Below are 11995 nucleotides of genomic sequence, written 5' to 3' on the forward strand. Positions count from 1 at the left end.
ACACAGGGGGGCACTCATTGTTGCACTCCCATTTCCTTGAAGAATCCCGGAATCGCAACGCAAGAAGCCCCCATGCGACCATACGCATGAGGGCTCCGATGACCTGCTTGATGATGCTCTGGAGTTGCTCATCTATCCGATTTCCCCTGCCTCTTTCAGCTTCAGGGCCATTTCTACTACATGAAGGACTTCCTCAACGTTCAATAGTGGGTTGGGTGAGGAGGTATCAGCATGGATGAGCCCCATGAAGATGAACGTTGCCAAATCCATTTTTGTCATGCCCGTCACTGAACTGATGCAGGACATTCTCATTTTAAGGGTGGCGTCTTGTGCTTTTGCTTGGCCGACCATTTCACGCCCCCTTTTGAGGATGGCTTTATGATCCAGCTTCTCCATTCTCCCTCCTAAACCGTTGAAGTCGCCGATGATTCTAAAATTGGGTCTCGTTGTCTGCTTATCTGAATTTTTCATACACTTGGTTCGCTTCCCACATGCCTCTCCTTATGGCATTGGGTTCCTGTTCTGAGCATCAAATGGCTGCAGTTCTGCAATGCCGGTGGAGTGCTCTGACGATTCAATTTTGATCGAGGGGACGAGCCCCATGTGGTTTTCGCATCCCGCATGGGGCTCTCATCCTTTATCCCGCGTGTCCTATTAATGCTGTGAACGCTCCGGCTTTCTTTATCTGAGCGACACGGCAATAGGGGTCAGCGTAGTTCTTTCCTTGAATGTGGTCGATTTCCAGATCCACCTCAATTCCAACAAGGAGATCCAGTGCATCAGCGATAATCTCACCGGTGACGTCAATGACCTTGTCCACATCCGCCCGTAGAAGCTCCTCCAAGTCACGGATGATATAATCTGATTCCTTGACACCATAGCTTCTTTTCGCCATGAACGTCTTCGTGGGATGTAACAGCGACGTGATTTCAAAAATCAGTCTCAGTTCCCATTCATCCTTGCCATTTTTACCTTTGTTGACCAGGCCGGCGTCAACGATTTTGGCCCGATGGAATCCGTCAGTTAGGACCCATGCAATTTTCTTTTGTAGCTTCACTTCGATTTGGTTCGGGGGAAACCCCATTTGTTCTGAACCCACAATCACTTGCAGGCTCGTTTATCCTGAAACTACGCGAGCAATATCCACCCACCTTTTGAGTGAGCAGCCCTTCAACTCCACGGTCAAAGCCGGAGATATAATTGAAGAAGATTGCGTTCGCGTGTTTCATTACATCAAGTTAACTCACCGGTAAGGATGTACAAGCAAAAGCTGCAATAGCAGCGCAAGTTTCTTAGGGCGGCGGGATAACAGAATCGATCTCTGGCGGGCAACTTCTTGAATGCACTTAGATTGCACACAAATCATCCCTGGCGCGTCCAAAGTGGATCCGAAGGTGAAGACAGCGGAACCAACCTCAGACGCGGCACAGGCACTAATCTAACGCCTTGTGGCTTTGACCTTTTTTCTTTTACCGCGCTTCCCTTTTGCTTTTGATGCCTTGTATTCCTCGCGCTTGATGACGCTGGGACGACCTTTTGCAGGAACGCCAATGAATGACTTGGACTGACTCATGAGGTTGCCCATGTAAACCCGTTTGTTGATCCCACTACCTGCGGCGCCGAAAGCATCCAAGAAGTTGCGCATCGCCAAATTCACTTCTTTGGCATGTGAACGATCTAGTGCACACAGCTTCTGCCATGCGGTTTCATACGGTTCCTTCAGTTCGATGGCTTTGGTCAAATACCGGATGCACTTTTTGTGATATTCCTTGGAGTCGATCAACTTCACTTCGATTGACGGAATCAATCCAACGCTGGCAACTTCACTGATCATTTCACCCAGGGCGTCATTCAGCTCAGGAGGAAAGGCGCTAGCAGTGACAATAGCATGCGAGTGAGGATTGACCTGAAGCGGAACAAGGCTGCGGATTTTGAGCTCGTGGGAGATATAGGCGCCACGGATCAAATCATTGTTCAAGAGATGCCGTAAAGCCGTTTCATTTGCCTTCCAATAAATCTTGGGATCTCCGGAGGTGGTAATGTCGAAAGGAATATCATCATCGAAACCGAGAGTGACATGGTAGAAGTTGTCCTTCCCAAAGGTTCCATCAAACGCTTCTGAGGGATCAATGCCTTCCACATACGCACACTTGGAGCACAGCGTCCATTGGTCACACGGAACCTTGTAGCCCTTGAGGTTGTTGTTTCCGCAGTAGACGATTTTGTCAGCTTTGGCGTATCCCCCACAGATGATTGGGAGCAGATTGTCGAAGTAGTTTCCACACTCAAAGCCCTCAGGGAAGAAGTCCTTTTTCTTCTCCGCAATCCCAAGTAAGATCCGATGACCTTGGTTCAACAGGCGCTTATTTTCGAGCACCTCATCCCAATCGATCCAATTCAAATCCTCCAGTGACGCAAATTTCGGCGCAACAGGCTCCGCCTCTCCACGAGTATTTGGACCACGGAGGATATAATTGGAGCCGAGTGATTTTATTCCATCAAGGCGAGCACCAGGGAGAGGAACACAGCTGTCGGAGCTTGATGGGATGGATTGAGAAAGAATTGATTTCGGAGAGAGAGGAGCATTACGTATTTCATCTAACAGAGCAGGTCTGCCGGAATGAAGGTATTTTTGTGTGGCGACTGTTGGAACGTCTGCTGAATTTGAACCGGGCATTGCGATTTTCATAACTTTACTGATAAGCATTGGATGACGGTGTTTCCGTGCTTGTGTCGGATCGCCTCTGGGCGATTATCAAGAAAGTGAATCAGCCCTTTTTTGGAGGAAAGCTGAGTAGCCAATGTGAAGCCGGAGTTACCCGTGCTTTGACTTGCGTGCCAGAACCGTCTTTCGGATTTCTGAATCGCGCAGATGAGCTTTACACACTTATGCCATTTGTCAAGAGGAGTTAGTTATAACTTCCCCGGTCAGCTTATTCCATACTTTGGTCGCACCACTATTTTTGGTGGGTAATGTGCGGACGGATATTGAGGGATAGAGCCCGACAATCGAGAAGCGGACCGCTTGAGTTTCTCGAAGAGTGTGCAAGCCTTGACCTTGGCGGCGGGCTGAGGCCACTGACTGACGGCCTTGAACCTGATCCAACGCGGGTAGTAGTCCATGACGAGGTCCCAAGCAGTGATGGCGGACTGAAAAACACGGTATGCTTGCCGACGCACCCTACATCGAACGGTGCTCATCGGACTATCGAACGGCCTGTAGATGGCCCAAGAGGTGCTGCCCACATAAAAGGTGGATTATCGTTGAGGCGCTACTGAGGGCGACAAGTCGGCGGACTGGGCAGTCGCAGCGCACCGCGCTCGCCGCCATTCGACTGAGAGAATGGCGGCGAGGTGGCTTGCAGCGCCCACAGCATTGTCGTGAGCGCCCGAGGGGTGGGGGAGCAGGGTCTAGGCGGCGGCAGCGAACTGGACGCGTTTAAAGCCCTTGCGGGCACTTTCAGCGCGCATGATGTCGTGGCGCTTTCCAGTGTCGTGGAACTCCTCCATGAGGTCAGGAAGCTCCTTGAGGAACTTCTGCCGGCTGGTGGGCTTCCAGCCACGTGCACGGCACTCCGTGACGTAGCGCTGGTAGATTTCATCCGAGGTCAGGTCACCATCGCCGGCCACGACATTGGTGCGGACAAATTCGGTGTGTCCCTTCGATTCAAGGATGACATCCTCAATGCGCTGACGCTGTTCATCGGTGAGGATGAAGTCGCCTTTATCCTGAAGCTCAGCGCGATGAACCATGTAGCCTTCTGCCAACCAGTTGAGGATGCCCTCGCCCTCTTCCTCCACCAAGATGTCAGCAAAGTTGGGGATAACCCGGTCCGGTGCTTTCCGGTCAAAGACGTAAACCAGGATGCGCCGACGCCACGCCTGCTCGTCGTCTTGGATGGCAATAGGGAGGCGGGTATTCGACGTGACGTTGACGTAGAAGTCACCGCGCATCTCGAACTTGCCACCGTATTTTTTCTCGGTTTGGAAGTGGTCTGCGCCGGTCAACGACTTAATCATAGCAGCCCCGCTGTTGGAAAGGAAGTCGGAGGGCACATCCTTCGCGACGAGGACATCTTTACCCTGAAACCCATGCGTCTCAAAACGCGTTGAAAGATGATTTGTCCGCAGGTGGGCGAAGCGGCCTTTCCAGATCAGTTCTTCGAAAACCGTAATGACCAGGCTTTTCCCAGATCCACCGCCACCAACGACAATACTGAACCGCTGCGCCTTGTTGCCAGGGACGAGGGTGCGGCCGGAGTCTCTTTGAAGGAGCGAGATGTCATTTGGATCTTTGAGAGCAGGCTTGAGCACCTCGTTGAGAAACCGGGGGCAAGTCGCGGCAGGATCATAATCGACGGGGATGAAGGAAGTAATCCAGTCATGCGGAACCCGGGGCCGTAAGACGGGCTCGGTGCCGGAAAGGAGCAGAATCCCGTTCTTAACTGCCACGCATTCCTGCATGGATGTGACCGGCGTTCCCATCGGCGAACACCCTTTAACGAACTTCAACATTGATTTGGCGAGCGACGGAGTCCGCTTCGGCAACAACATGATGGCGTCTTTTTTGTCTGCTACCTGCTTGAGGAAGCTACTTGCTGACCAAACCATCCATTCCTCATCCCTTGGAACCCACGCAGCTGGGCTTGGCTCGTATGAATAAAAAGACGAGGTTTTGGCACAGTAGGCAATGCCTTCGTCGGAGGCATACTTCATGGCCAAGGCAGGCAAATTGGTTTTTACCTTATCAGCGTCGATAAAGAGGAGAGGCCCCTGACTTTCTTCAACCGGATCAACTGCCGGCAAGTCGTCCGAGCCGTCCGAGAGAGGAGCGGCGGGCGGTTCGGGGAAGGCAGAATCGAGTGGAGACGCTGAGGGGGATGCGGGCAATTGTTGTGCAGCTTCCTCTGCGCCCGCGTCGGTGCGGGATGGAGAGCTGGCAAGGGCTGGCGTGACCTTCGAGGAGATCTGGGGTAACGGAGGTTCGTTTGACGTGGATAATTGGGAAATGGATGATTCTGAGTTCATAAATGAGTGTGAAATGAATTGGTTCACGATGACCCGGAATCCCATGCATCGGAGCATGGGCGTGCTGTTGCGCAGTGATGTAGAAGCGCAGACTTGCATTCAGTAGCCGAACATGCTCTTGGAATGTCGGCCAGAATGGACCCCGCCTTAAATCGTTGGTCAGGGTCGCTTTCCGGATGGCTTCTCCATCACCGCCAAAGCGATGACCGGATATACCACGAAGCGGGGTTGGGCGGAGGCTCGTCGTCCTCCATCGTGCCGTTCCCGGGCCTCGCTTGAACCTTCGTTAGGCAGTTCAAGTGTCGGTTCTGATACGAATCAAAACGCTGTTTCTTGCATCGATGATAAAAAAGCAGGTTGTCGATGCAATCTTGGATAAGCCCATGTCGGGGTCCGCTCCGTCCCCGAAACCATGTTCAAGGTTTTTAGCGTTGGGAGCCACCAGAGGCCACTGTCGGCGGACTGGAAACCCGAAACCTAAGAATTCACGCCTATGGGGAGAACGAAGATAGTGTGACCAGAGCACTTCGCTATGAGGCACGTTATTGTGCCTCGCCTAGTTTTTCCTGTCGCGTTTTGTTCACTGATTACCAGTATATTATATCCAACTCACTTGACTGACTCGAAATCAGACGTTGTCGAAAGGCAACCGTGGGTTCAAATCCCACCCTCTCCGCCATTTCGTGCCTCCCCAAGGAGGCAAAAATGCCCTCCGTAGCTCGAAGAGCGAAGGATGGGCCACCGCCTGCAAAAAGCATCCCCTCCCAAAGCGAGACTTCCCTCCATCGTTCCGCATCACTCAACATGAAGAACCATGGTCTACGTCTACCTCCTCCGTAGCCAGTCCTCACCTGCACAAATCTGCACAGGCTTCACGGAAAACCTTCGCCAGCGCCTCGCCGAGCACAACGCAGGCAAATCGCCCCACACCGCGCAGTACAGGCCCTGGCACCTCGAAACCTACCTGGCCTTCTTCGACCGACTCCAGGCGCACGCCTTCGAACGCTACCTCAAAACCGCCTCAGGGATCGCATTTGCAAACAAACGACTGCGCAAGTCATCTCCTCACCAAGTCGGTGAAGAACTCATCCTTCGTAGCTCCAGCGAAGAAGGAAGCTCTAAAAGAAAAGGACAGGCCGGTTAATCTCACCAGCCAAAAGCCGGGCTCACTCCAATCTCACCGCCCCTTCGCCACAAACGGCTCCGGCGTATCCGCAAAAAACTCGCCCACATCGCCATCCGGCATGCCGTGATTGCGGATGCCTTCCAGCCTGCGGCGGCTGCCGCGTTCACTGCCCGGACGGTTGGCCGTGCGTTGCACCAGCTCGGTGATCACCGGTGCGGCGATAGCAGCACTGGCGGCCAGCAGAGTCAGCGCGATCACATTCGAAGATCCACGCCGCATTCCCCGGCCAAACAGGATGCCCAGCGCACAGCCAGCGGCGGCAGGAGCAATCAGTGAGGCATAAGTTTCGTAGCCGGGAGCGGAGAGGTTTTCTTTCATAAGTAAACATAACCTCTCCGCGAGAATCACCAAAGAGGAATTTGCCCGCGTCCTGCTTTCCGGCTTAAGTGAGACCGTCCACAAAAAACACTGCTCATGTCCCAAGCCGCACCCAAAAATCGTTACGCTCTAATCCTCGCAGGCGGCAGCGGCCAGCGCTTCTGGCCCATCAGCCGCGATGCCCAGCCCAAACAGTTGCTCAAACTTTTTGGCGAAAAAACCCTGCTCGAACTCACCATCGAGCGCCTCGACGGCTTCGTGCCCAAGGAAAACATCCTCATCCTCACCAACAAGCAGCAGGAAGCCTCCGTGCGTGCACTGGTAACAGATCTGCCAGCGGAAAACATCGTCGCCGAACCCGAGAAGCGCGACACCGCGCCTGCCATCGCCCTCGCCGTCGGCTGGGTCGTCGCCCGTGACCCCACCGCCACCATGATCGTGCTCCCTGCCGATCACCTGATCAAAGATCACGCCCAGTTTCAGCGCGTACTTTCCAACGCCGCCCTCGCCGCAGAAAATAGCGGCAGCCTCGTCACCGTGGGCATCACCCCCACCTGGCCCTGCCCCAGCTACGGCTACGTGGAGCGCGGCCGCCGCGCCAGCATCGGCGGTCTCGATGACCTCCCCGTTTGGGAAGTCGCCCGCTTCCGTGAAAAGCCCAATCCCGATCTCGCCGAGCACTTCATCAGCCAGGGCACCTTCCTCTGGAATGCTGGCATGTTCATCTGGACCATCCCCGCCATTTTCAGCGAGCTCAGCCGCCACTGCCCCGTGCTCGCCGATTTCGTCTCCGAACTCCGCGGCTCCAAGGACTTCAGCGCCACCGTGGATAAACAGTTCGGCAAACTGCCAAAACTCTCCATCGACTACGCTCTCATGGAGCGCGCCTCCCGCGTGCTCAACATCGAGTCCACCTTCGACTGGGATGACGTCGGCAACTGGACCAGCGTCGGCCGCTATCTCGACACCGACAGCGATGGCAACCAGCACAACTGCGCCCTCTCGCAGCAGGATTCCCTGAACAACATCGTCTTCACCCAGACCGGCCAGCATGTCGCGCTCATCGGTGTGCAGGATCTCATCGTCGTCGCTTCCAAAGACGGTCTCCTCGTCGCCACCCGCAACAAGGCCGAGAACATCAAGAAAATCGTCGACGGTCTGCCCAAAGAATTGCGCTGATCCAGCATCCAGCTCCATGCCCCGCATCCTCGCCATTGATCACGGCACCGTGCGCATCGGTCTCGCTCTCAGTGACGAGACCGAGATCGTCGCCAGCCCCTTCAAAACGATCGATGCCAATCACGAGCCGGAGCGCACCCTCGCCCGCATCGTGCAGGAGAAACGGATCGGCAAAATCGTCATCGGCATGCCTTACCGCATGAGTGGCGAGAAAGGCAGCGCAGCAGAGCGCGTCGAAAAATTCGCCACCAGCCTCGGCAAGGAGTTGCAGCACTCGGTGCCCATCGAGTTCGTCGATGAGCGCCTCTCCTCCGTCGAAGCCGAAGCCTCCATGTCCCGCGCCGGCATCACCGGCAAAAAGGAGCGCAACGAGATCGTCGATCAGCTCGCCGCCGTCGTCATACTTCAAGAATACTTAAACCAGCAGCGCGGCCCCGAAGGCTTCCTGCTGCCCGACGCCTCCTACGAAATCCCATGGACCGATGAGCCGAAGCGACGTCGAAAGTAAGGCCGGCAAAAATCGCGGCCCCGAGCCGGGATTCAAACGCCTCCGCTTCACCATCGCCTACTGCGGCACCCCATGGCGCGGCTGGCAGAGCTTGGAAGGCGGCCGCACCGTCACAGACGAACTCCACACCGCCATCCGCCGAGCCACCCGCATCGACACCCGCGTGCATGGCAGCGGCCGCACCGACGCCGGCGTGCACGCCCTCGCCCAGACCGCCCACTGCGATATCCCTGACACCGTGCGCATGAGCACTGAGTCCTGGGCCCATGCCGTCAACGCCTGCCTCCCCCTCACCATCCGCATCCTGCACGTGGAGGAATGCCTCCCCAGCTTCCACGCCCGCTTTGACGCCCACGGCAAAACCTACCGCTACCGCATCTGGCGGCAGCGCATGCTCTCCCCCTTTGAGGCCGACCGCGCCTGGCACATCTACGGTCCCCTCGATCTCGACGCCGTCCGCTGGTGCTGCGAACAACTCGTCGGCACCCACAACTTCGTCCGCCTCTCCGCCAATCGCGGCGACATGCCCGAAACCGAGCGCCGCCTCCGCTTCGAAAAAACCACCCGCACCATCCACCGCGCCGAACTCCGCGAAGCAGGCGACTTCATCGAACTCGAATTCTCCGGCGACGGCTTCCTCTACAAAATGGTCCGCCTCCTCGTCGGCAGCCTCATGCACGTCGCCCGCGGCCGCGAACCCAAAGAATGGTTCGCCTCCCTCCTCTCCGATTCCACCGGCCCCCAAAGCAACCAAACCGCCCCCGCCTGCGGCTTGTATCTGGTCAAAGTGGAGTATCCCGCATGAAGTTCGTTGAAAACGACAGCCTTGCCTCTGCTTGTGCTTTCGGTTAATCTCTAGGCATGACTGCCACGATTTCTGCCGTCACTGAGGCCGCCCTGCAACTGCCCGTTGCAGACAGAGCCGCAGTCCTGCTCAGCATCTTTGACAGCCTGCCCGATGACAGGTCCTATGCGGATGACATCTTGGATGAAGCCATGCGTCGCGATGCCGAAATCGAGTCCGGACTGGTTCGCGAAATGTCACACGAAGAATTCATCGCCGGTCTCCGTCTCCCCAAGGTCGCATGACTGTGTCCTACCACCCGTCCGCACAGGACGACGTGAATGAGATTCTTGATTATTATCGCAAGGTAGGCGGCGAGCTCCTCGCAGATCGCTTCTTCCAAGAATTGATGAACCATATCCAGGCGATGGCGGCTCATCCGGAACGTTTTCCCTCCTATCTCGGCAGAGCACCGTTTCGCCGACTTCGACTCTCTCGTTTTCCCCACGTCATTGTGTTCCGCATTTTGAAGGACAGCGTTCGAATCACGGTTGTAAAACATGAGAAACGCCATCCCGCCTACGGCATGAAACGCCGCTGAAACCATTCGTTGGAATGATGCCCTGTTAAGAACTGGTCATCGTGGAATTGAACGTCGCAGGCCAACGCGTCCCGGCGCGCGGACTTCCAGTCCGCAGCACTCCGCGTGAACCCATGCCTCAACACGTCTCTTCAACATCGCAGCCTCCATCGTGCCATCCCCCGCAGCGCAGATCCCTTTCTGCTCTTCGCACGACCTGCCGCGAACTCGAAGTTTTCTCGCCTACACTTCCCCTCAAACAAAATTCCACCCGCCTTGTAATTTATCTTTCCTCCCTCTGCGGCTCTTTCATAGGCTCAAACCCACCGCTCTCTCCGCCGACCACCCATCATCCCTTCTCTCAGCCAATGCCCCTGCTCCCTTCCCTCATCCTCGCAGAATACTCAATCACCCACGGCCTGGAGCTCTTCATCGTCTTTGGCTTCGCCGGCATCCTCATGGCCATCGCTGGCTACAAGCTCTTCGACAAGCTGACCCCCGGCAATCTCCACGCCGAAATTTTCGAGCACAAGAACATCGCCGCAGCCATCCTCGCCGGCAGCGTGATCATCGGCGTGTCACTGATCCTCGCAGCAGCCATGAGCAGCTAACTCCCCCTTCCGTCACATGAAACGCAGCAACATCATCATCCTGACGCTCGCTGGCGTCGGTCTGGGCGTCACCGGCTACAATCGCCTGACCGAAGCCGAGCCCGTGAATGTTCACGACACTCCCATCCTGCCCCCGGAGGCTCTCAGCCCCGCCTTGCGCGCCAGCCTGCCCCCCTTTGTGGCCGGCGAGAACGTCTCCGGCCAGATTCCTCCTCACAACGCTTACGATCCTCAGCTCGGCTATTACCATCAGCCCTGCTCTGCTTGGTTTCCCTATCCCTACGATCATTACGATCAGCGCTGGGGCTATTATCGCTGCGGCACCTGGTCGCGTTATCACAGCACTCAGGCCTACACGTCCACCTCCTCATATTATCGCCCCGGCCTCCTCGGCATGGGTTTAGGCATGGCGCTCGGTGCTGCCACCACCCCCAGCACTGCTCCGCTCGCCCGTAACGACTACACGCGCCAGCCCGCTGGCGCACCCGTCCATGTCGGCGTCCCCCAGAGCCAGGCCAGCAGGACGCGCTCCGCCTTCATCAGCCGTGGCGGCTTTGGCCACACCGGGGGCTTCTCCGGCTTTTTCTCCGGCTCCTGATACTTCCGTGCAACGCATCACCGAAACACCCCGCCCCGACTGGCAGGCCCAGGTCGAAGCCCTCGGCCTCACCTTCCACACCAACGACGGCCACCTCTACTGGGACGAATCCGCCCACTACCGCTTCACCAGCCGCGAGATCGACCGCCTGGAGCAGGCCACCGCCGAACTGCAGCGCATCAGCATCGCCGCCGCCGAACGCGCCATCCGCGACAACTGGCGCGACCGCCTCGCCATCTCCCCTCAGGCCTGGCAGGAGATCATTCACTCCTGGGACCGCGATGACCTCTCCCTCTACGGTCGCTTCGATCTCATGTGGGACGGCTCCGGCGAGCCCAAAATGCTCGAATACAACGCCGACACCCCCACCAGCCTGCTCGAGGCCTCAGTCGTGCAGTGGCAGTGGCTGCAGCAGACCCGTCCCCACGCCGACCAGTTCAACTCCATCCATGAAAAGCTGCTCGCCTCCTGGCCCGCGTGGCCCCAGCAGCAGATCCACTTCTGCGCCCAGCGCGAATCCGAAGAAGACTGGCGCACCCTGCTTTACCTCATCGACACCTGCCGCCAGTCCGGCAAAACCACCATCGACCTCGCCGTAGAAGATCTCGGCTGGAACCAAGGCATGCAGACCTTCGTGGACCATCAAGACCGCCCGCTGGAATTTGTCTTCAAGCTCTACCCTTGGGAATGGATGTGGCTCGAAGACTTCTCCTGCCATCTCCCCGGCAGATGCCAGCGCTTCATGGAACCCGTCTGGAAAATGCTCTGGAGCAACAAAGCCTTCCTCGTCCTCCTCTGGGAAATGTTCGAAGGCCACCCCAACCTCCTGCGCACCTCCTTCAAGCCCGACGGCATGCGCGACCACGTCGAAAAGCCCTACTTCAGCCGCGAAGGCACCAACGTCCGCCTCATCCAAAACGGCAGCCTGCTCGAAAGTAGCGACGGCCCCTGGCATGCCCAGCCCAAGGTCTACCAGGAGCTTCACCCCGAAGTCACCTTCTCCGGCAACCATCCCGTCATCGGCTCCTGGATCATCGGCGGTGAACCCGCCGGCATCGGCATCCGCGAAGACACCTCCCTCATCACCTCCAACACCAGCCGCTTCATCCCCCACTGCTTCTAAACTCGCCTCCCGTATATTCAGGGTCGAAGCACGCACCGCAGGCAAAAAAACCTCCCTGCCGCAATCCCGTCACCTCATCT

14 protein-coding genes are annotated in these 11995 nt (G+C 56.8%); 9 read left to right on the forward strand and 5 right to left on the reverse strand.

The features are described from left to right. Positions 1 to 132: 132 nt before the first annotated feature. The 4 genes from ACIREA_RS15305 to ACIREA_RS15320 form a co-directional block, all read right to left on the reverse strand. Entirely contained in the window at positions 133 to 471 is a 339-nt protein-coding gene (locus tag ACIREA_RS15305) for a hypothetical protein (protein ID WP_397383155.1), read from the reverse strand. A gap of 166 nt (positions 472 to 637) precedes the next feature. Continuing rightward, positions 638 to 1099: a hypothetical protein gene (locus ACIREA_RS15310; RefSeq protein WP_397383156.1), complete on the reverse strand. Its 462-nt coding sequence runs from the start codon at positions 1097 to 1099 to the stop codon at positions 638 to 640. 339 nt (positions 1100 to 1438) lie between these two features. After that, the gene (locus ACIREA_RS15315) at positions 1439 to 2707 is read right to left on the reverse strand and encodes a hypothetical protein (RefSeq protein WP_397383157.1); all 1269 of its coding nucleotides are present in this window, start codon (positions 2705 to 2707) and stop codon (positions 1439 to 1441) included. A 704-nt stretch (positions 2708 to 3411) separates the two neighbouring features. Next, entirely contained in the window at positions 3412 to 5028 is a 1617-nt protein-coding gene (locus ACIREA_RS15320; RefSeq protein ID WP_397383158.1) for a DUF5906 domain-containing protein, read from the reverse strand. Between the two features lie 814 nt (positions 5029 to 5842). On the opposite strand from ACIREA_RS15320, the gene ACIREA_RS15325 reads away from it, so the two are divergent. Further along, complete coding sequence (locus tag ACIREA_RS15325) at positions 5843 to 6172, forward strand: GIY-YIG nuclease family protein (protein ID WP_397383159.1); 330 nt, start codon at positions 5843 to 5845, stop codon at positions 6170 to 6172. A 33-nt stretch (positions 6173 to 6205) separates the two neighbouring features. Here the strand turns inward: ACIREA_RS15325 and ACIREA_RS15330 are convergent, their stop codons facing one another. Further along, a complete protein-coding gene (locus tag ACIREA_RS15330; protein ID WP_397383160.1) occupies positions 6206 to 6532 on the reverse strand; it encodes a hypothetical protein in 327 nt (108 codons plus the stop codon). Between the two features lie 96 nt (positions 6533 to 6628). Between ACIREA_RS15330 and ACIREA_RS15335 the strand changes: the two genes are divergently transcribed. The 8 genes from ACIREA_RS15335 (at position 6629) to ACIREA_RS15370 (ending at position 11915) form a co-directional block, all read left to right on the forward strand. Beyond that, positions 6629 to 7711 (forward strand): mannose-1-phosphate guanylyltransferase, encoded by a 1083-nt coding sequence (locus tag ACIREA_RS15335; protein ID WP_397383161.1) that lies wholly within the window; start codon positions 6629 to 6631, stop codon positions 7709 to 7711. Between the two features lie 16 nt (positions 7712 to 7727). Next, entirely contained in the window at positions 7728 to 8219 is a 492-nt protein-coding gene (gene ruvX / locus ACIREA_RS15340) for a Holliday junction resolvase RuvX (protein WP_397383162.1), read from the forward strand. After that, a complete protein-coding gene (gene truA, locus ACIREA_RS15345) occupies positions 8194 to 9024 on the forward strand; it encodes a tRNA pseudouridine(38-40) synthase TruA (protein ID WP_397383163.1) in 831 nt (276 codons plus the stop codon). The genes ruvX and truA overlap by 26 nt, the downstream gene beginning before the upstream one ends. A gap of 56 nt (positions 9025 to 9080) precedes the next feature. Then, the gene (locus ACIREA_RS15350; RefSeq protein WP_397383164.1) at positions 9081 to 9308 is read left to right on the forward strand and encodes a hypothetical protein; all 228 of its coding nucleotides are present in this window, start codon (positions 9081 to 9083) and stop codon (positions 9306 to 9308) included. Beyond that, positions 9305 to 9604, forward strand: coding sequence for a type II toxin-antitoxin system RelE/ParE family toxin (locus ACIREA_RS15355; protein ID WP_397383165.1), 300 nt, complete (start codon positions 9305 to 9307; stop codon positions 9602 to 9604). Before ACIREA_RS15350 ends, ACIREA_RS15355 begins: the two co-directional genes overlap by 4 nt. A gap of 347 nt (positions 9605 to 9951) precedes the next feature. Then, on the forward strand, positions 9952 to 10194 hold the full coding sequence (locus ACIREA_RS15360) for a DUF350 domain-containing protein (protein WP_397383166.1): 243 nt from the start codon (positions 9952 to 9954) through the stop codon (positions 10192 to 10194). Positions 10195 to 10210: 16 nt separating this feature from the next. Next, entirely contained in the window at positions 10211 to 10792 is a 582-nt protein-coding gene (locus ACIREA_RS15365) for a hypothetical protein (protein WP_397383167.1), read from the forward strand. Positions 10793 to 10799: 7 nt separating this feature from the next. Then, positions 10800 to 11915, forward strand: coding sequence for a glutathionylspermidine synthase family protein (locus ACIREA_RS15370; protein ID WP_397383168.1), 1116 nt, complete (start codon positions 10800 to 10802; stop codon positions 11913 to 11915). The last annotated feature ends 80 nt before the right edge of the window (positions 11916 to 11995 follow it).

It is taken from the genome of Prosthecobacter sp. (genome assembly GCF_044373815.1).
GTDB lineage: Bacteria > Verrucomicrobiota > Verrucomicrobiia > Verrucomicrobiales > Verrucomicrobiaceae > Prosthecobacter.